The sequence below is a fragment of the Mucilaginibacter sp. P2_A4 genome (assembly GCF_056405015.1).
This window is the reverse complement of sequence record NZ_JBFUCX010000003.1, coordinates 79,744-100,495: the sequence shown is the minus strand read 5'-3', so window position 1 is coordinate 100,495 and position 20,752 is coordinate 79,744. Positions and strand designations below refer to the sequence as shown.

The 20,752-nt window shown below is 41.9% G+C and carries 18 protein-coding genes and 1 tRNA gene; 9 read left to right on the top strand and 10 right to left on the bottom strand.

What is annotated here, in order from left to right:
* Window positions 1–194: 194 nt before the first annotated feature.
* Together AC1DYB_RS06985 and AC1DYB_RS06980 are read right to left on the bottom strand one after the other, a co-directional pair.
* Window positions 195–2,030 (bottom strand): transthyretin-like family protein, encoded by a 1,836-nt coding sequence (locus tag AC1DYB_RS06985; RefSeq protein ID WP_477433554.1) that lies wholly within the window; start codon window positions 2,028–2,030, stop codon window positions 195–197.
* Window positions 2,031–2,331: 301 nt separating this feature from the next.
* A complete protein-coding gene (locus AC1DYB_RS06980; RefSeq protein WP_477433552.1) occupies window positions 2,332–3,267 on the bottom strand; it encodes a hypothetical protein in 936 nt (311 codons plus the stop codon).
* 393 nt (window positions 3,268–3,660) lie between these two features.
* Here AC1DYB_RS06980 and AC1DYB_RS06975 point away from each other — a divergent pair, with 393 nt between their 5' ends.
* From AC1DYB_RS06975 to AC1DYB_RS06960, 4 genes are read left to right on the top strand one after another with little or no spacing between them, the layout of a single operon-like run.
* Window positions 3,661–4,146 (top strand): hypothetical protein, encoded by a 486-nt coding sequence (locus tag AC1DYB_RS06975; RefSeq protein WP_477433550.1) that lies wholly within the window; start codon window positions 3,661–3,663, stop codon window positions 4,144–4,146.
* A 25-nt stretch (window positions 4,147–4,171) separates the two neighbouring features.
* Window positions 4,172–4,804 (top strand): hypothetical protein, encoded by a 633-nt coding sequence (locus AC1DYB_RS06970; protein ID WP_477433548.1) that lies wholly within the window; start codon window positions 4,172–4,174, stop codon window positions 4,802–4,804.
* Complete coding sequence (locus AC1DYB_RS06965) at window positions 4,780–5,562, top strand: sensor histidine kinase (protein ID WP_295721744.1); 783 nt, start codon at window positions 4,780–4,782, stop codon at window positions 5,560–5,562. Before AC1DYB_RS06970 ends, AC1DYB_RS06965 begins: the two co-directional genes overlap by 25 nt.
* Window positions 5,563–5,606: 44 nt before the next feature.
* Window positions 5,607–6,263: a response regulator transcription factor gene (locus AC1DYB_RS06960; RefSeq protein WP_295721742.1), complete on the top strand. Its 657-nt coding sequence runs from the start codon at window positions 5,607–5,609 to the stop codon at window positions 6,261–6,263.
* Between the two features lie 4 nt (window positions 6,264–6,267).
* Here the strand turns inward: AC1DYB_RS06960 and AC1DYB_RS06955 are convergent, their stop codons facing one another.
* On the bottom strand, window positions 6,268–7,164 hold the full coding sequence (locus AC1DYB_RS06955) for an AraC family transcriptional regulator (protein WP_295721740.1): 897 nt from the start codon (window positions 7,162–7,164) through the stop codon (window positions 6,268–6,270).
* 124 nt (window positions 7,165–7,288) lie between these two features.
* Between AC1DYB_RS06955 and AC1DYB_RS06950 the strand changes: the two genes are divergently transcribed.
* Entirely contained in the window at window positions 7,289–8,110 is an 822-nt protein-coding gene (locus tag AC1DYB_RS06950; RefSeq protein ID WP_477433545.1) for a phytanoyl-CoA dioxygenase family protein, read from the top strand.
* A 105-nt stretch (window positions 8,111–8,215) separates the two neighbouring features.
* Here the strand turns inward: AC1DYB_RS06950 and AC1DYB_RS06945 are convergent, their stop codons facing one another.
* Genes AC1DYB_RS06945 through AC1DYB_RS06920 form a run of 6 tightly spaced genes read right to left on the bottom strand, consistent with a single transcriptional unit; the run spans window position 8,216 to window position 14,596 of the window.
* Window positions 8,216–9,214, bottom strand: a complete 999-nt coding sequence (locus AC1DYB_RS06945) for an L-histidine N(alpha)-methyltransferase (RefSeq protein ID WP_477433543.1) — start codon at window positions 9,212–9,214, stop codon at window positions 8,216–8,218.
* Between the two features lie 19 nt (window positions 9,215–9,233).
* A complete protein-coding gene (egtB, locus tag AC1DYB_RS06940) occupies window positions 9,234–10,385 on the bottom strand; it encodes an ergothioneine biosynthesis protein EgtB (RefSeq protein WP_477433541.1) in 1,152 nt (383 codons plus the stop codon).
* Between the two features lie 4 nt (window positions 10,386–10,389).
* Window positions 10,390–11,961 (bottom strand): ABC transporter permease/substrate-binding protein, encoded by a 1,572-nt coding sequence (locus tag AC1DYB_RS06935; RefSeq protein WP_477433539.1) that lies wholly within the window; start codon window positions 11,959–11,961, stop codon window positions 10,390–10,392.
* A complete protein-coding gene (locus AC1DYB_RS06930) occupies window positions 11,958–12,917 on the bottom strand; it encodes an ABC transporter ATP-binding protein (protein WP_477433536.1) in 960 nt (319 codons plus the stop codon). The genes AC1DYB_RS06935 and AC1DYB_RS06930 overlap by 4 nt, the downstream gene beginning before the upstream one ends.
* A 9-nt stretch (window positions 12,918–12,926) precedes the next feature.
* Window positions 12,927–14,312 (bottom strand): mercuric reductase, encoded by a 1,386-nt coding sequence (locus AC1DYB_RS06925; protein ID WP_477433534.1) that lies wholly within the window; start codon window positions 14,310–14,312, stop codon window positions 12,927–12,929.
* Window positions 14,313–14,314: 2 nt separating this feature from the next.
* Window positions 14,315–14,596, bottom strand: a complete 282-nt coding sequence (locus tag AC1DYB_RS06920) for a DUF427 domain-containing protein (RefSeq protein WP_477393438.1) — start codon at window positions 14,594–14,596, stop codon at window positions 14,315–14,317.
* A 196-nt stretch (window positions 14,597–14,792) separates the two neighbouring features.
* Between AC1DYB_RS06920 and AC1DYB_RS06915 the strand changes: the two genes are divergently transcribed.
* From AC1DYB_RS06915 to AC1DYB_RS06900, 4 genes are all read left to right on the top strand, one after another.
* Window positions 14,793–14,864, top strand: a tRNA-Glu gene (locus tag AC1DYB_RS06915).
* A gap of 249 nt (window positions 14,865–15,113) precedes the next feature.
* Window positions 15,114–15,812 carry a phage integrase SAM-like domain and Arm DNA-binding domain-containing protein gene (locus tag AC1DYB_RS06910; RefSeq protein WP_477433532.1) on the top strand — a complete coding sequence of 233 codons (699 nt, stop codon included), beginning with the start codon at window positions 15,114–15,116 and terminating at the stop codon, window positions 15,810–15,812.
* A gap of 422 nt (window positions 15,813–16,234) precedes the next feature.
* On the top strand, window positions 16,235–16,429 hold the full coding sequence (locus AC1DYB_RS06905; RefSeq protein ID WP_477433530.1) for an Arm DNA-binding domain-containing protein: 195 nt from the start codon (window positions 16,235–16,237) through the stop codon (window positions 16,427–16,429).
* Between the two features lie 180 nt (window positions 16,430–16,609).
* Window positions 16,610–16,858, top strand: a complete 249-nt coding sequence (locus tag AC1DYB_RS06900) for a hypothetical protein (protein ID WP_477433528.1) — start codon at window positions 16,610–16,612, stop codon at window positions 16,856–16,858.
* Window positions 16,859–16,891: 33 nt separating this feature from the next.
* Here the strand turns inward: AC1DYB_RS06900 and AC1DYB_RS06895 are convergent, their stop codons facing one another.
* Window positions 16,892–19,600, bottom strand: coding sequence for a T9SS type B sorting domain-containing protein (locus AC1DYB_RS06895; protein ID WP_477433526.1), 2,709 nt, complete (start codon window positions 19,598–19,600; stop codon window positions 16,892–16,894).
* Window positions 19,601–20,752: the final 1,152 nt, after the last annotated feature.

The window sequence follows — 20,752 nt, the reverse complement described above, 5'->3', positions numbered from 1 at the left end:
GTTATTAGTATCTATACTAATACCAATGGCTTTTTAAGTCATATTAAATCTGTTATCGGCATTATATTGGGCCTTAGCATTCCTCATTTGCTTAAAGGCGAGGCTAAACAAATCCAACATCCGGGGTGCAATATATTAAGGCTGTTTTAATAAAAAAGGTACCACTAAATTAAAGTGATACCTTTTTGAGCAGGTTACTTGCAGAAGATAACCTGGTTGGTTTTGCCCTGGTCGTTATATTCGCCGGTAGTTAATTTACGTACAGTATTTAGTGTTAAGCTATATGCGCATGATGGCCAGGTATTAAACGCAGGCACTAATACATAAGGTATTGGTGGCGATGCCAGGTTAAACTTAGCTGCCCCGCCTCTTGGGAAAGTTCCCGATGGTAAGCCCGCTACACTACCTATAGCGTTTGACCATACACCCATGCTCCAGCTGGCTATCAGTTCATGATCAACCGTATAATCGGCATGGGCTTGTGATTGTACCGGCGTACAGCCGCTGCCGCCTCCTGCAAACAATTCTTCCAGTTTAAGCAGGTTTACCTCGTTCCAGTTGTTTACATATATTTTACCGATGAGCGCCTGGGTATTTAAATTGGTAGATGCAGGGTTGGTTGGGTCATCTGTGGTTTGAAATTGGATATATAACATTTTACCATTTTTTTGATCCGCGACGTTTACGACGTCACCCGCTGTTAAACCGGTGCTTGCATCGCCGCCGCCAATAATGGTGTTGGTATTTAAATAAAGAAGCGCCCCGTAAAATCCATTATCTAACGCCGGCTGGTCAACCCTTATCCAGCCATTAGCATCCGGATTAAGAACATGATCTGGGATTGGGTTTGGAAAGTTATCGGCCGGGATGCTATCGGGTACAGATGCCGGCTGATTAATATCGATAACTACATCCTGAAAACCCGTTGTGCCGTTCCAGGTAATTTGGCGTGTTGCCACTTTAAGCGGGGTGCTTTCCATTTGTGCACTGGTTACCGGGCTGAAATTTACATTATCTAATGAGTATAAAAAGCGATAATGAAGTGCACTTGCTGGTGCAGTAGGAACTTTTTTTGTTGCATAACCCTCCAGTTTAACCGAACTGAAAAAGCCATACCCGGTGCCACCGGCGCCAAATTTAGTAATCAACGTTTTGCCGGATGCATCAATATCTGATGTGATACTGAAGTTGCCTACTGCGGTAAACCAGGGCACCTGAATATCGCCTCCTTTAATACATAGTTTCACACAAAAGCAGTTATGAGCGTTGTGCCTGTCTGTTTGGCGGCCACGGGTACGGTCTTCCTGCAACAAAACAGCGCCGGATGATGATTCAATTCTGAAATAATAATCAGGACCGGCAGGCCATTCTACATTTAAAAATGGTGAAAGCAGCGTTTGCCTGAAATTGGCGCCTGGGTACACAATAACAAACTTGCCATTAAAATCGGTATAAGCATTGCCCAATGTATCATCCTGAAACAAATCGACATCGTAGGCAAATACTTTTACACCTGCTATTGGTTTTTTGGTATCGCAGTCAACCACAATGCCGCAAACTACCCAGATATCAAGCAGGGTAAGGATTCGGCAAAACCATTTAGAATCTATTTTATATTCAAAATATGCTAACTGCTCGCCCCTTTCACTTTGCTTATACATAGGCTGCAAGGTGGTGATATGAAATTGCAGGGAAAGGTCTTTTTTTGGTCCGGGCCCGATTTTTATAGGTGTGTTGCCGCAATACCAGTCAACATCCAAAGCTCCGCCTTCGTAGCCAGATTTGTCGCCAATCTGGATAACAAAATCACCATTGTCCTGTAAACTGCCTTCGGCAACAAATAGCTTTTCTTTTTCTTTCAGTTCTTCATCGCTTACCTGGTGAAATGTTTGTTTGGCATCAGCTACTGCCAGGCGGGTTTCGTTGCCCCTGTCCAAAGGTTTGTAAACTTTTACAGAGATACCAGATACGGGGATCTCACAATCAGAACACAGCAAACCACGTAGGTTTCCTTTAATAATAAAGCTCATAGGTTTTTAATTTAGATTTTTTTCGGCTTACTCTTTAATTGGATTTTCGGCATACTCCATAACATCTAACCATGCAGGCATTTCATACCGCTGATTTGATATGTCAAAGGTTTAGCTAAAAATGATCCTAATCAATGTTGCTACTACTGTTTTGTAGCTTGGGGTTGTACGCTATCTGTTAGCGTACTAATACAGTTTTGCAGCGTAGAAACACGCGTACGGTTATGCAAAGCCTGGTGAGATTTAAACTAAAAAAGCGCCACCTCAGCTAAGAAATGACGCTTTTTTATGTTCCTGGGAATTATTGATATAAATAAGTATCTGTAAGGTGCTGCATAGCTTCCTGGAACAGGGCGTAGGCGGTTGCCTCATCATTGTGTTTTATCGAATCGATAGATGTTTTTATATATTTATCATATATGCCTTTAAATATAATTTCCTGGTTTTGCCGCTTATTAATAGCCTCCAATAATGATGCTGAAATGGTATAATATTTTTCTATTTCGGTGCCGGTAAATTTGTCCTGTAAAATTTTATCCCTGAAAGCTCTAAGTATATTTAATTCTCCTTCGGCGTTGTTACCGGCAAAATTGGTTGCAATATGTGTAAGTGCGCACATATCACTATCTGTTTTAGGGCAACCGGATGAACCCGGGCAAGGAAATGATTGGTCTACTATTAAAGACAAATTGTTTTCGGGGTGTATGAGTGCCTTGTACGGATAATTCATCTCCATATTATAACCAAAATTATAAATAAGGTTATCACCATCAGTTTTATTTACAAGTTCGATTAGCACGTTACGTCCAAGAAATGATCCCCGGTTAATTTTTGTGTAATGAACGCTTAAATCAAGTTTTTTAAAATTAAGTACATGATTAAATAATACCTGCCATGTTTTTTCTAAAGAAATTATAGCACCGGTATTTGTCATAAAGCCACTCTTATTGATCAAGGCATTTGGAAGGCTGCTATTCATAGTATAATTGACAGGCATAAGCACAAGAAGCCTTGACGAAGGAACGTTTGCATCTTCAAGGCCGTTCATGAATTTAATGCCTGAGACATTTTTGTCGCCTAAGGCTGTTTCAAGTGTTGATTTTGAGAGTGTTACAGAACGGGCTTCTGATGGGAATTTATCTTCGAAATTTTGAGCGAGTTCCTGATAATAGCTTTTGGTAATAAATTTGCCTACTTGCTCCGGGTTAATTTTGCTGATCGGTATTTCAGATTGCATGATGTTTAGACTTAGGTTTTTGATGTGATGAATTACTTATTAAAGGTATTAATAATATTTAGCCAAATTAATAATAAAACCAATATCGTATTATATCGAATCGGTGCCAAAGGCGGCCAAGATTAAGTTTAAAAACAGGGTCATTTAAAACACCATACAAAACAGTTCATTCTCAATGGGTTATGGAGCACGTATTAATACAGTTTTGAATGCGTAGAAATACGTAAAAATATAAATTTTAAGAATGTTTAAATTTGTAAACAATTATAAATGAGTTAGTTGTGATATTTCCGTGTCGTTTGGTTTTACTCTCTACGTTTTTTGATCATTGAAATAATAACTAATTAATGTTAGTTTTAGCCACATATTCCTAACCCTCTATTAAAATTACTTATGGAAACAAAACCAAGAGAGCCTAATCCAATTACCGGTGATGAAGGTGCACCCATTGATCTTGAACTTGCAGCCAGCTGGACACGTAACCACAGACACAGACATCCTGATGGAGTTGTATCTCAATTTTTTGGACAAAAGATATTGAACACTATATTGCAACAAAATGGCTGTTTAGGCATTCGCATTTATTATGCTAATAAACAACAGCTTAGCGGCTGGCAAAAGTTTTTTGTAAGCGTAGGCAATTTCTTTATCAAAGTAGTTGCCAATGCCGAAGGTGAAAAACGCTTTGTAATAACCGGGGTACAGGCAGATGGCCAGGATCAATTACCCGGAGAAGTTAAAAAAGAAGTTGCTGCTGTATCTACAGAAATAAAAACATTTAAAGTATCTGCTCCAACTACTGATAATTTAGTAGGTAATCAATCGTATCCATGTCCAGGATCTACAGGCTGCCCCAAAAATGCACTTTCAGGAAGCTAATTAAAGCACCAATTTATTAATAGCCATGTCTATAGATAATATATTTGCTCTAATCTCAGGGATATCTGGCTTTTTTCCTGTATTGGCAACAGTATATAATTATAAGCACCTTGATAGGGTTTTGAAAATCGCAGCTCTTTATTTTCTTATATCCAGCACTTTTGATCCTGTCATGTGGCTAATGTCAGAAAGCGGAACAAAAAACAACATGCCGGTTATTCATTTAAATATTTTAGTGTCCCTGATCTTCTATACATTAATTTATTACGTTTTATTTAATAAGCCGATTCTTAAAAAGATCACACTCGCACTTGCTTTCATCACATTTGTGCTTATGCTGTATTTTAATAGCAATATGAATGAATACCCCACAGTTTCAAATACATCATTGAGCGTATCTTTAATTATATTATCTTTAATATACTTTTACAAGTTGTTAAATCCCTTAAAATATATTGACATTGAAAAACAAGGGCTGTTCTGGATAAATGCGGGTGTTCTGTTTTATTCATCAGTTAATATTTTTCTGTTTATGCTATTAACACAAATACCCATAAGTGACCGGCACAATTACTATATAATTAACAGCATTACTAACATAATCGCTAATATTTTATTTTCAGTAGGATTACTTTGCAAACCCCACAAAACAACCTGATCCCGGTATTAATAATTGGTACACTGGTAGTAGTGGTACTGATTACCTGCTTGTTCTTTTTTGTGATCATTTACCAGCGTAAAATGATCAAAAATCAGGTTGAATTACGATCATTACATGATGCGCGCCAAAGCGATCTGCTGGCCGCTGTTTTTGAAACACAGGAGAGTGAACGCAAGCGGCTGGCTGAGGATCTGCATGATAGTGTTGGGCAGGTGTTATCGGCCATAAAGCTTAATTTGCACCGGCTTGATAAAAATTGCATGAGCGAAGCAACGCAGCCGCTGCTTGCCGATACGCGAAAACTGACCGACGAATGCATCCAGGAGATTCGTAATATTATTCATAATGTGTTGCCTCCCGTACTTACCGATTATGGCCTGTTGGTTGCTGTGGAGGCCTTAAGTAATAAAGTTGAGCAAACCACCCATATTAAAGTAAAGTTTAGTAAAAATATGCCCGACCAGCGCTTTGCGCAAGAAATAGAACTTACCCTTTACCGTATAGCGCAGGAACTTTTTGGCAACGCCATTAAACACTCCGACGCAACGGTTATTTACCTGTCTATTAACAAGGAGGGTAATTATATGGTGATGGAATTTAAAGATAACGGCGTGGGCTTTAACCTGGGTGGAGTAAAGCAGGGGTTTGGAATTAAAAACCTGGAAAGCCGGGTGCAGTTGATTAACGGGGATATTAATATTTACAGCAAGCCATTAAATGGTACGCTCACTACTATTAAATTAAAAATAGCATAGTTTTGTTACATTAAAACTATCTTTATTCAACTATTTGTGAATCAATGGGTACAATTAAATTAGGTATTGTAGATGATCATAAAATTTTCAGAAATGGCTTAAAAGCTACGCTTGAAGATTTCAAAGATTTTGACCTGGTACTTGAGGCTTCAAACGGTAAAGAATTGATGGGGTTATTAACAACCCAAACCCCAGATGTGCTATTGATGGATATAAAAATGCCGGAGATGGATGGGATTCAAACTACAGCATTTGTTCATCAGAATTATAAAAATATTAAGATACTGGCGCTATCCATGTTCAACGAGGATAAATATATTGTTGATATGATGAAAGCCGGGGCATCAGGCTACCTGCTTAAAAATGCCGAGCCGGAGGAGATCATAGAAGCTGTATCTACCGTTCATAGCAAGGGTTTTTATTTTAATGAACACTTATCCATTACGCTCATTAAACAACTGGTGGGCAATGATCACGCCGAAAATATTGCTCAAAATAAAGCCGATCTTAATGAACGTGAAGTAGAGGTTTTGAAACTTGTTTGCCAGGAATACTCCAACCAGGAAATAGCCGATAAAATTTTTCTGAGTGTACGTACCGTTGAGGGTTACCGGGCCCGGTTGTTTGAAAAAACCGGTTCAAAAAATTTAGTTGGCCTGGTTATATATGCCATTAAACGCGGTATCATCAACGTAGTATAATTTTTTAGGCCGATAGTTTTTTGGCGCTGCTGGCTAAATTACGCATAAACCGTTTGCGATAATTAAGCGGGCTAAGGTGCATTTTGGCTTTAAACATTTTATAAAAATGTGATACATCGCCAAAGCCGCTTTCAAATGAAATTTCAGATATGGGTTTATCTGTTTGTACTAATTGCTGTATGGCATAATTAAGCCTGTACTCAATTATGGTTTCCATAAATGTTTTGCGGGTTACTTTCTTAAAGTATTTGCAAAAAGCATTTGTGGTCATGTTGGCTATGCTGGCGGCTTTATCCAGTGATACCTGCTTTCTGAAGTTTTCAACCAGGTAAGCAAATACCGGGTTAATGCGTTCCCGCTCCGCAGATGTACGCTCTGCCACAATGCGATGCTGATCAAGCAGGATATATTCATCTGACGAGGCCAGGCATTGCAGTACCTCCAGTAAGCCTATCAATATCCTGAAATTGCTTTTTTCCTCAACCAGGTTCATCAAAAGTTGCTTAACCTCTGCCTGCGTATCTGAGTGGAACGAAATTCCACAGCCGCTTTTTTGAAAAAGCTTCTTAATATGCAGTAACTCAAACTTGTTAAAAAACTCGTCGCCTAAAAAAGCATCGTTAAACTGTATCACAATAGCGCATGCTTCACTGGGCAAAATATCACCGCCCTCCAGTTTCCAGCAATGAGGCAGGTTGGGCCCAAGCAACACAACATCGCCAGACACAAAGTCTTCCATGTGGCTGCCAACATATCGTTTGCCGGCGCCTTTTATGATGCATGTCAGCTCATATTCCTCATGAAAATGGTAAGGGGCATCAAATGCCAGTTTATCAAATTTCCTGACCAGGAATGACTGCGTGTTTGCGGGTTGAAGAACTTCGTACGAGGCCTTTATCATTGCATATTTTAGCGTAAATTTATTTTATTGTTAAGTTACGGATAAAATAATCCATAATAACACCATTTACATCATTTTTTATCAGCTAAAGTTAAACTTACTTTGGATATAAACTAAAAAAAATATGAATACAAAGATTTCTGATCTTTTGCTGTTGGATGATTTGATAAAATTACCCGAAGAAAGCATTCATGAGTTCCGTGAAAAGGGACATACTTTGGTTAAAGGCGTACTTTCAAAGGATGAAATGGAAGTTTACAGGCCGATAATTGTAGGGGCTGCAGACCGGTATAACACCGAAAAAAGAAAGCTGGAAGACAGGGACACTTACGGCAAAGCATTTTTGCAGATCATGAACCTGTGGCAGCTTGATGCCGATGTAAAAAGATTCGTTTTTGCCAGGCGCTTGGCAAAAATTGCCGCCGACCTTATGGGGGTTGAAAACGTGAGGCTGTACCACGACCAGGCCTTGTTTAAAGAAGCAGGCGGTGGCCCTACCCCCTGGCACCAGGATCAATATTACTGGCCAATTGATACCAATAATACGGTAACCATGTGGATGCCGCTGGTTGATATTGATGTAGATATGGGGATGCTCACCTTTGCATCAAACTCCTATACTAATGGAGCTGTTTTTAACCACGAGATCTCGGACGAGTCGGAATCGGCTTTTGATGATTATGTGAAAAACAATAACTTCCCTATAAGCCGAGCAAAAACGATGCAGGCTGGTGACGCTACATGGCACCGCGGTTTTACAATTCATAACGCGCCGGGCAACAACTCCGATAAAATGCGGGAGGTAATGACTGTTATTTATATTGCTGACGGCGCACGCATCACCCCATATAAAAACGATTGGCAAAAAAATGATCACCATAAATGGTTGATGGGTAAGCCTATTGGCGGGCTTATAGACTCGAAACTGAACCCAAAATTACTTTAACACGATTTTGAGAATTTGAAAAGATTTACAGGTTTTTTGCCGGGTTTAAAACTTAAACCTCAAATCAAAAAACCTGTAAATTCTGCCTCATCCTGTAAATCGTGTTTATATTGTACCTGCTATCCATACAGCATCAACAAACCATTTTTTACCGTCAAAAAACTGTGTTAGCGGAACAAAGCCTGTATTGATGGCTATCTGGTCGGTTTGCATGATGGTGAATTTCTGGGAGATCTCCATGTAGATGTATTCATCTTTCATAAACGTGATGGTTTCTTTCCCGCTGATGTTCACCTTTTGATCTTCCAGGCTGATAAGGTAGCTTTTGCAAGCTCCGGTTTCGGGGTCATAGGTTGGGTAGTGATCAAATTTGGTCAAATCAAAATCGGCCTGCAGCTCGCGGTTGATCCGCTCCAGCAGGTTAAGGTTAAATCTTTTGGTGATACCCCCTTTGTCATTATAGGCAGCTAATACAACTTTAGGATCTTTTTTAAGGTCCATGCCGATAAGTACCATGTCGCCTTCGGATAAGTTATTCCTCAACTCCCTGCAAAACTCAATAGCTTCAGGAACGGCCATATTACCAATATTTGATCCTAAGAACAGTACCACTTTACGCCTGGAGGATATTGATGCCGCTTTCTGCAACATATCAAAATACTCGCCGTTTAAGCCGGTGATCTTTAACCCCGGCAGGGTTACGGGCAGGGTGATATTGAGGTATGATATTACATTGTCAGAAATATCGATAGGCAAATACGTAAAATCTGCTTTTTTATCCAGCAAATCTTTCAACAGGTAGGTCGATTTCATGGCATCGCCTGCACCAAGTTCTATCAGGTCAAAAGCATCACCAGAGGCAATTAGCGCATTGGTGATCTCATCGGTCCTTTCAGAAAATATTTCCAGTTCGCAGTTGGTTGGATAGTATTCTTCGCAGCCCATCAATTCCTGGAAAAGCTTATCGCCATTGGCATCGTAAAAATATTTTGAATTTAAACGCTTTGGCGATGATTGCAAGCCCTTTATAACATCGTTATAAAACGAATCAGTTTTAATGCCTGATTCGGGGTTCAATTGGGTATGAGTTAAGGTTGAGTCCATATCTTCCTGTTTTGTGCTTTTACCGCGCAAGTCTTATGCCAGTAAATTGCCAACGTAAATTTGTTTGAAAAAAGTTGCGGTAAGTAATTCTGCTATGTCCGGGCGGGGTTGCTTCTGATGCCCCGCGCAATACTTTTTGATTTACCATGAATTTGCCATTGTATTCCCCAATTGCACCGGGAGCTTTTGCAAAACCAGGGTAAGGCAGGTAGGAGCTTTCTGTCCATTCCCAGCTTTTGCCCCAGCTAAACTGGGTTGCGGCGGCTTCCCATTCAAACTCGGTGGGCAAACGGAGGCCCTTCCAGGAGGCATAAGCATAAGCTTCAAAATAGCTGATATGGCAAACCGGATCTTTTAAATTAAGCGGCAGCAAGCCGTGGAAGGTGTAGTTTTGCCATTCGCCATCAATTAAATGCCAGTAAAGCGGGCACTCCACTTTATTGGTGTTTACCCAATCCCAGCCCTCGGCGTGCCAGTGTCTGAAATCATGATAGCCTCCACTATTAATGAACTCCAGGTATTCGGCATTAGTAACCTGGTTTGGGCTTATTTCATATTCGTTTAAATAAACCTTGTGCCGGTTTAGCTCATTGTCAAAGCAAAATCCATCACCTGTATAACCTATTTCGTATACACCCTCATTCATCTTAATAAAATCGGGACTGTCGGTCTTTTGGATCTTTGGCGATACATATTTATCAGAATAGGCCGGAAACAAGGGGTTGTGCCCTAAAATGTATTTAATATCGGTTAATAAAAGCTCCTGGTGTTGTTCTTCGTGATTAAAACCGAGTACCAACAATTCTTTTATTTCTGCGGATGGCTCATCGCGTAAAAACCTGGTCATGGCCTCATCCACATAGGCCCGGTACTGATAAATATCGGCAACCGTTGGGCGACTTAAGTTACCCCTATCGGTACGGATTACCCGGTTGCCTACGGTTTCGTAATAGCTGTTAAAAACGTAATTGTAATTGGCATTAAATTCCTGGTAACCCATAAAATAAGGTTTCAGAATAAAAGTTTCAAAAAACCAGGTAACATGCCCTATATGCCATTTAGGCGGACTAACATCAACTACAGGCTGCACCACGTAGTCTTCGGTTTGCAGGAAACTGCAAATTTGCTCCGTTCGCTGGCGCACTTTTGTATAATAATCGACTAAATTCATTGAATTACCTACTATTCAAGTATCGTTTAAGGTTTGAAATTGTTTTAATATTTAAATTTTTTGCCTGCTGTTTTCTCATCATTAACGCGTAAGCATTATTAAAGCCAATGGGCTTTAGCCATTTTACCTGGTAGCGTTTTATAAATTCCTGCTGCACATAGTTGTATGTACTATCTTTATTTTGGGTTACCCTGGTAACTGTTGCCGGCGATGCCTGTAATATAGCCAGCAAGCCCGTACCGGTATATTCCGGGTAAAAATCTATCTGGTCATTTGTCAGGGCATCGAAACAAATTTTGGTTCCGCCCAACCCTGTTTTTGTTGATACATCATAATTGGTATACCCTTTTATGAGCATGCTGTACATATTAGCCAGGATATATTGCTCGCCAAAAATTTTTGATCCGATGCGAATGATTCCTGCATTCCCCTCGCGGGATGGTTTATATAGTTTGTTGGTTTCCAGGAAATCTTTTGCTACACGTTCCGGGGTTTGGTGAAGATAGTCGGTACGGAAGTTTAATTCCGTCATAATGGAATCATTTATTTTGCCTGCCAGTAAATTTAATGTTTTTTCCAGGTCGGGAAATTTCCTGATTGCCTCTTCCCGAACAATGGGCGCGGCATAATAAGGCGGAAAAATCACTTTGTCATCATCCAGTACCACCAGGTCATAAGCCTTTAACCGGCCATCTGTTGAGTAGCCGCTTATAACATCCAATTGTTTTTCAAACGCGGCCTTGTACATAACAGCATCGCTGATGACGATGGTGTGGATTTTTAGGCCATATTTGCTTTCCAGCCCAAGGTTACCATCTTGCCTGCCCATAAACTCGGGCGTAAAACCGGCGGTAAGTTTGCCGCCATATGCAGAGGGGATAAAGTAAAACGATGATAATAATGCCAATAAAACCGGTATGCCATAAGCGCCTGCTTTGATCTTTTTGAAGTTTAATTTTTGCACCCTGGAGAGCAGGAAATCAAAAATAATAGCCAGTAACGCTGCCGGGATTGCTCCGGCCAATATCATGTTGGTATTGTTGAGTGATATACCGCCGAAAATAAACTCGCCTAAGCCACCCGCTGCAATATATGAGGCCAATGTTGCCACGCCCACATTTATTACCGTAGCGGTACGGATACCGGCCAAAATCACGGGCATAGCCAGCGGCAGCTCAACTTTAAACAATACCTGCCACTTATTCATCCCCATAGCTACCGCAGCTTCCTTCACGGCGGCATCAACCCCTGTAATGCCCGTATAGGTATTACGAATGATAGGTAATAAAGCATAAAGCAGCAATGCCACAATTGCGGGCCTGGCACCGATTCCTAAAAGGGGGATCATAAAACCTAATAATGCAATACTGGGGATGGTTTGCAATATCCCGGCAACACCCAAAACCGGCCCGGATAGTTTTACTTTGCGGGTGATAAAAATACCCAGCGGCAAGCCAATAAGCACGGCTATAAAAAGCGAAATAAAAGTAAGCCCGATATGCTGCAGCGTTTGCATGGCAAGTTTATCGGCCTGTTGCTCCATAAATTCAAATAATGTTTGCTGATGCTCCATCATGCCATTGCTTGTTTATATTGATAAAAAGCAGACATCAATTGCTCAAAGCTTACTAACTTTTGCGTGTGTTGATCTTTATTGATCCTGATGGTTTCCTCGTTGCTGAATTTGAAACTTTCCAGCGCCGCCCAAAGGTCAATATCAGATGATAGTGAAGATGAATTAAGCTGGTCCTGGTATAATTCTGGCAGCAAGCCCCACAGATCGCGTAGCCGAACTGCTTTAAACTCCAGTTGCAGGCGCTGGTCTTTCAGGAAACCCTCCACAAATTCATTGGCCGGGTTAAATAATAGTTCGGCAGGTGTGCCCGATTGTACAATTTTACCTTTATCCATCAGGCATATTCTGTCGCCTAATTCAAATGCCTCCTGTACATCATGGGTAACCATAACAATGGTTTTTCTTTTTAGCTCATCAAGTGCTTTAAATTCTTTGTGAATGTTTGATCGGGTTACATTATCCAGTGCGCCAAAGGGTTCATCCATCAGCAAAACCGGCGGATTGGAGACCAGGGCCCGGGCAAGCCCTATTCGCTGTTGCTGACCGCCGCTAAGTTCGTTTGGATAAGCATGGAGGTAATTTGCATCCAGATGCAGCTTTTCCATCAACTCGGCCGTGCGGGTTTCTATTTTCTTTTTATCCCACTTAAGCAATTGTGGAACAATGGCAATATTTTCGGCCACTGTATAGTGGGGGAATAATCCGTTGTTTTGTAATACATAGCCAATGCTTCGCCTTAAAACTTCGGGTTGTTGCTCAAATATGTTTTTGTTGTTGATATAGATATTTCCGCTGTCGGGCTCTATCAGCCGGTTAATCATTTTTAGTGTGGTGGTTTTGCCGCAACCACTGGTGCCCAGCAAAATAAGATTATCCTGGTCCTGCACCTCAAAAGATATGGTATCAACGGCTTTAATCCTGCCAAAATGCTTGCTTATACCATCTACCTTTATCATGTAGTAAAACTAATCTTCTAAAGCCAAAAAAAGGTTATTCAATGATTCTGAATACAGGGGATGAGCGAAAACGCAATAGCGGATCCTGTCATAAGTAATGCCGCCTTCCATCGCCATTTGTAATACGGTCATGATCTCGCCGCCTTCTGGGCCTAATACGGTAACACCCAGGATTTTTTTTGTTTTAGGATCAACAACCGCTTTCATAAAGCCCCGTGTATCCCCGGTTTCAATAGCCCGGGCCACATATGCCATAGGTAACCGGGCTACTTTATAATCTAAACCGTGCTTTTTTGCCTCCGTTTCATCAATTCCAACCCGGCCCAATTGCGGATCGGTGAACATGCAATAAGGAACGGGCCTATCTGTGGTATTAAAATTTTGTTTTTCAATGAGGTTGCGGTAAACTATCGTGTAATCGTTATAAGAGATATGTGTAAACGCGGGGCCGCCTTTTACATCACCTAAAGCATAAATGCCCTTCACATTAGTTTCCAGCTTGGTAGTTACTTTGATATGCCCTTTTTCATCTGTTTTTACCCCCGCATTAGCTAAGCCCAGTGTTTCGGTATTAGGGGTGCGACCAACGGCTATCAGCACATGCGTGCATTTGATTTTTTTTTCCTCTCCGTTAGCCAACACTGTTGCAGTTATTTTACCATCGCCTTTTTGCTTGAATTTGGTGGCCTGTGCGTTTGTATGAATAGTTATCTGCTCTGCCTCCAGTATTTTTTGCATCTCTGCCGATACATCCTCATCCTCGTGTGCTACTATCCTGGCTGATTTTTCTAATATGGTAACCTTGCTCCCAAACCGGCGAAACATCTGTCCGAACTCTAAACCTATGTAATTACCCCCTAAAACCAAAAGGTGTTTGGGCACATAATCGAGGTCCAAAATGGTAGTTGAATTAAGATATTTAATTTCATTCAGCCCCTCTATTTCGGGAATAGAGGGTTTTGCACCGGTATTTAAAAATATAAGATCGGCCTGCAGATTTTGATTGCCGCCACTGTTAAGGGCAACAGCAATTGTTTTTTTGCCGGTAAAGGTAGCATCTCCAAAAATAACATCCAGTCCTTTTATTTTCTCAGCTGCATGCTGGCCGCCCACGCGCGAACGCATCACTATATCGTCTTTACGCTTTTTTATCTTGGGCATATTGATGGAGAACCGCTTTACCGATACTCCCAAATCAGAACTTTTAACAGCCATATAAGCCGCTTTTGCCGATGCCACCCAGGTTTTGGTGGGCGTGCAACCATCATTTACACAGGTGCCACCATAAAAACGTTTTTCGATTAAGGCAGTTTTCATCCCGGCCATAGCCAGTTTTTTGGCAAGCGGACCGCCGGCCTGGCCGGCGCCTATGACGATGGCATCGTATTTTTTCATTTTTATTCGGTTATTTTAACACCTTTCCAAAATGCTACATAGTTGGTAATGTTTGCTGCAGCTTCCTTAGGCTGTGGATAATACCAGGCAGCATCTTGATTTATTTTCCCATCAACGTTCAAGGTATAATAGGATGCTAAGCCTTTCCATGGGCAGGTTGTGTGCGTGTCGGTGGTTTCAAGGTATTCGGCGTTCACGCTATCTTTGGGGAAATAGTGATTATTTTCAACAATAATTGTATCATTGCTTTGTGCTATAATCTTATCATTCCAGATTGCTTTCATAAGTAAATTGATTTTAGGATAAAGATAGCCTTAACGGGGGCAGATTTACAATTGAAATTGTGCTATTTTGTTTGGTAAATAAAAAAAAGCCGTTCATTATCAGGCAGAAATAAAAAAAAAGAAAAATTTATTTTATTTTTATCATTAAAGCTATATCTTTGCAATCCCAAAATAAGGGAAACAAAAAAGAAAAAAAGGCCCGTTCGTCTAGGGGTTAGGACGTTAGATTTTCATTCTAGAAACAGGGGTTCGATTCCCCTACGGGCTACTTAAAACAATATCGAAAGATGCTAAAAACCTGCAAATCAAATAATTGCAGGTTTTTTTGTTTCTATCAAACACCATTTTATGCACTCAATTGCAACTAAAAAGAAGCAAATTCGGTGCGTACCTAAATGGAAAAATGCTACGCACCGAATTGCTCATAATTAATTGATTATCAAGAGGTTCAATCGTTGGACATCTTGATAATAGCAGGCTACAAACTTACTTTTGTTTCACTTTTAAGCTTGTAATTATGAAAAGTAATTTCCACCTGCTTTTTTACCTGAGAAAGCAAAAAAGCTACAAAGGCGGCCCTATGGCCGTCTACATGCGCATTACCGTAGATGGTAAACGCGTAGAAATGTCTGCCGGACGTGAATGTGATCCGGCCAAATGGAGCAGCCATGCGGGTCGAGCCATCAGCGCAAAAGAAGAGATCAAATCGCTTAATAATTATCTGGACAGCCTGCTTACCAAAGTTAGAAATGCGCACCAGGTGCTGATTGATTCAAACCAGCGCATCACCACTGAAAGCCTACAGGACCAATTCACAGGAAAAACAGAAAAGAGCCGCTATCTGATGCAGCTGTTTGCTGAACATAATGCCAAAGTAAAGGCATTGATTGGTAATGGGTTTGAAGCAAATACATTAAAAGGATACAATACGTCTGAAAAACACCTTACTGGCTTCCTGCAAAAGAAATATGGCAAAACAGATATAGCGATCAGCCAATTAAACTATGCCTTTATTACTGGATTTGAGTTTTACCTGAAAGCAGATTGTAAAATTACCGGTGTATCCGCTGCCAAGTACATTAAACATCTTAAAAAAATAGCTAATCACTGTATTGCTAATGGCTGGTTAAAGCAAAATCCATTCATCAATTTTAAATCCACTGCTAAGGCAAAAGAACGCACCGGACAACAATACAATATTGGATGTTCGCCATAGCCGCATTTGCCGCGTTAGCCATTGCACTGATTACAGTAAGCTTTCAGGCAATAAAGGCTGCAATGGCTAATCCGGTGAAAACAATCCGTTCTGAATAGGCTTCTACGCAATTAGATTTATAATAAACGATGTTTAAATAAGGACTCTATTAGGGCGAGATCTGGACTTCATGACTTTCCGAAATTGCTGCATTTTCTGTAAAAGTGAAATTGGCACTTTGAAAATAATTTCAAAATACAAATATTTATGGTGAAGATTTGCAACCAATCTGTATCAAAAAGCGCGGTGCGTAATTCGGTGAGTACCACAAATCAAATTTACCACTTACCGAATTCTTTATAATCTATTTATTATCCAGATGTTAATAATCTTAACATCTGGATACCTGTTAATTGAAAGCATACATTTTAATACTTGGAATCATGAAAACAAATTTTAGTCTGCTCTATTATTTAAAAAAGCAAAAAGTTTACGCATCAGGGGCAATACCGATTTATATGCGTATCACAGTTAACGGAAAACGTGCGGAAGTACCGGCCGGGCGAGATTGTGAGCCGTCAGGACGGAATAGACATGCAGGACGGCAATCGGCACTAAATCTGAAACAACGGCTTTAAACAGTTACTTAGATACCCTACACACTAAAGTAACGAACGCCCATCAACAACTAATTGGCGCAGGTGTAGAAATTACCGCCGACAAGCTACGTAGTCAATTTATTGGCCGTACGGAAAAAGCTTATTATGTGGTTGCACAATTTAATGAGCATAATGCCGAAGTAAAAGCATTAATTGGCAATGGATTTGAAGCACAAACCATGTAAAAGCCGGTCTTTCGTAAGCGGCGCTTCTACAATCTTTCTAGACCGGCACAGTGATTCCCTCATGATCAGCTGGGTAGAAACCGTTCTCGGTAAGCAAAGTGTCGCGGATTATAAGCGGCAAAAACCCAGGTTAACGGGGCCTGAAACCGGCCAGCTCATCGATCATCTGCTGGCCATGATGACCGGCCATATTGTTAGTTATGTGCATTGGAAATTGAAATGATATTGCTGTGCTACCTTTATCGAACCACTCGCACTAGCGAATGATCGCAACAAAACCGCTCAATTTTGCCGTATCGTTTTCGAGATCGATCACGTAATAATAAGTCCCCGTCGGCAGGTTCTTGCCGCCATAGGTACCATCCCAGGCAACAGGATAGCCGTTGGAGTGAAATATTTGCTGGCCGTAACGTGTAAAAACGTCGACCGTGCAATGGTTATAGTCGCTTAAATACGCAATATTCCAGGTGTCATTGATGCCGTCGCCATTAGGTGTAAAGGTATTAGGGATCACGACCGGTTCTAGGACGGTGACCGTAATTTGTGCGCTGCTTTGACAGCCTGTTGAGGCGGTGACCGATAACTGGTAGGTCGTTGTCTTTTGCGGGCTGGCCAGCGGATTGGGAATCGACGTGCTGCTCAAGCCGGTTGCGGGGCTCCATTGGTAACTGTTGATATCGCCGATCACGACCGAGGCGAGCTGGGTGCTATGTCCAAGATCAATTGACACCTGGTTTGGCAGGCTGATCTGCGGCAGCGGGTTGACCTGTACAATAACCGGCTCGCTCTGTAGCGGCGCAAAACAGCTAAGACTGCCGATCACCATGCAAGTCACCTGGTCACTATTATTGAAATCACTGGCCGTAAAAGTTGCGCTGTTTCCGCCAGCATTTTGTCCGTTCATTTGCCACTTGTAGGTTAAGGTACCAGTAAAGTTTACCGGCAGGGCAGTAAAGGTAAGCGGCGTTTTTGCGCAAATGACGGGTGCAGTCGGTTCGATGGTCAGCGCGGGCGCCGGCGGCGCGGAAATCGATGGGGTGACTCTAAAGGACTCATGCGCTGTATTTTGATGGCTGTCGGAAACGCTAACGGTTACTTGTACAGGCGCGGTACCGGTCAAGATTGTTCCCGGCGCCGGTGTTTGTGTGAAAACGACACTGGAACAATTGTCATTGACTGTTGCTTGCTTGGTATAATCCGGCAATTGCAGCGGGCACAAACCGTTATCTTGAAGGATCATATTGTTAAAGGTAGAGGTCATTATAAGTGAGCTCGTGACGTTGACCGGGACCTTAAGTGTCGCACTGGCACCGGTCGAAGGATAAGTGGCCGTTGCGGTGACCGTTTGCGGGCCAACGTCAGCGCAGGAAAAGGATGCCGGGCTAAGCGTCACGTTGATGGGCGCGCTGCAACCTGAAACAGTTGCGACATCGCTGAGTTGAACCGTGTAATTTCCGGAGACGTCCAGTTTCAAATTGATCGGGCCGGGTTTGGCGGTTATCACCGGTTGATCCTTGCTGGTGACCGAAAAGCTGGTCGACGCCGTACCGCCAAAACCATCCGTTACGGTAAGCGTTACCGGTGTGGTGGTATTAAGGTTAACTACGGTGCCGGCGGCCGGTAACTGGGTGACCTGAAGCTGCACCTGACTGCAAATGTCGCTGACAACGGCCGTTATTGTATAATCGGGAATGGTTGCACTGCAGTTTGTCCCGGCTGGAATCGTCTCGTCGGCATGCGCAGCGATCGCCGGTGTGCTAATAATGGTGACCGGGATCTGCCGCGAAGTGACCGAGCTGTGGTAGATATTTCCATTTTGATTTCCCGCAACGCCACCGGCCAAAGTCGACACCACGCCCGCCGGGGTGATCTTACGGATCGCATTGTTTTCCTGGTCGGTCGCATACATATTGCCTGAGGCATCCGTGGTGATTTCACCGAGTTGGTTGAATTCAGCACTGCTGCCGGTGCCATCTTTAAATCCCTGACCCATGAATTCCGTGCCCACAAAATTACTGATCACGCCGGAAGCCGAACGTTCCCAGACCGAGTATTCCTGCGTCATAAAAAGATCGCCGGCCGCATCGATCGTCAGCCAGCCGTAAACTGAATATTGGGTAAAGCTATAAATTGTCGTGACCACAGCGCCAGGCGTTATTTTCTTGATTTTGCTATTGCCATAATCCAGCACAAACAAATTGTTCGAAGGATCGATCGTAATACCCCGAACAAAACTGAACCGGGCGTCTGTCCCCGTACCGTCCAGATCGCCGTCAGAATCGATACCAGCAAAAAGCGAAACCGTGCCGTCCGGCGTGATCTTGTCGACGTAAACCCCCACCGTCGCAAAGATATTATTCGACTGATCGGCCACAACCCCTTGGATAATTTGCTGAAAGCCCGAGCCAAAATTACTCACCGTACCGTCGGGGGTGATTTTCCGGATCTCATTGAACTGGTAATCGACCACAAACAAATTCCCCAAATGATCGATCGCCATCCATGCCGGGTTGCCAAAACTGGCCAGGCTGGCCGGTCCGTTCGCGTTTCCATCCGCACCACTACCTGCAAACGTCGTCACCGTGCCATCCGGTGTGATCTTTTTGATCAAATGGTTTGTCGCATCCGTAAAGAAAATATCACCGTTCGGATCGGTAACAATACCTACCGGATCTGAAAATTCGACCTCCGAGGGCGCCGACACCGACAGCGTCACCTGTTGCTTACCCAGTTGCGAACAATCGAAGGCTGAAGGACTGACCGCTACCGTGGCATTGCCGGCTCCAGCAACCGTAGCCACGTCGCCGGGCACAATCGTTTTATGGCCGGTAGCGTCTATGGGAAATACCAGGTTGGTTTTAGGTGTGATAACTTGTGCCGCCACTTTATAAATAGGCACGCACAACACCCACAAGAAAATAAAAAAGAAATTACGGATGCACCATTCCGCCCGTTTAGTCTTCATCAAGTGATAAGCAAGTCGAAAACAAAGATAATTTAAAAAAGAAATATTTCGGCCTCTTATCTACCACTGCGAATAGTGAATCACACCAACTTTGCTTTTATTTTCCAACCAGGATGTATCGGTACTACCGAAAATAAAGTCAGCGATTTGGGAATTAAGTTCGATTCTCGTCGGAGTTTAGCCGTTTAATCCGTTAATACCTTATCTTATTTCCCCTTGCGATACAATTGAAAATTCAGTAACTTTACCTTAAGCCATTCGCGTTATTTGGTTGAATTTGGAGGTGACCTATTCGGTGACCCTCAAAGTTTTTTTTGAATATAACTTGCTGGTATAGAGACACAAAACAACACAAGGTTGTTCCCTCCCTCTACGCCAAGTATATTTAAAAAAAAATAACAGAAACCCTGTAAATGAATAACTTACGGCGTTTTTGTTGTTTATATCAAAAGTCAAAATAAACCAAATAATCGCATATTTCTGGTGACCTCTGGGTGACCTGTCGAGGTTAAAAACCAACAGGCCATCAGAAAGTTTATAAGGCTCTGAAAATCAACATGTTCAATAATTAAACATGTTGATTTCAGTATGATTTAAAAGCTACTTTTATTCACTTAAAAAGCGACCCGCGATGAACAAATCCTTTGCGCTACTCTTTTACGTAAAGTGATCTAAAATTACCCGTGAAGGAACAGCACCGGTTTATCTACGAATTACAATTGAGGTGTCGATTCCGGAATTGACGAATTTTTATAATACGTCTGTTAATTATGCTCAGAAAGATTAAAACCATTAGCGGTAAATTTTGACGGAGGGTAGCCTGTCTTGTCCCGATATTTTATTATCTTCAAAAAATATGCTGCCTAATCTTATTATTGCTTATTATCGCTAACAGTAGTATTAAAAGGCGACGCTAAGCAACTGGCTCCCCAAATTGGGGGTAAAACGATGTCAGTTGAAGGTACGGTAATTGATTTTAAAGGCAGGCACGAGATCATCGTTACAGAGTCAACAAAACTAATCATTCAGAATCTACTATAGGATTGTGGTTTTTAAGTTACAAGTGATAGTTTGCGCACCACTATCGTTCGGCGACAATATAATTCAGCTTGCTTGCAGGCAGTTTTTTCAGCAGGCGATTGGCATTGACCA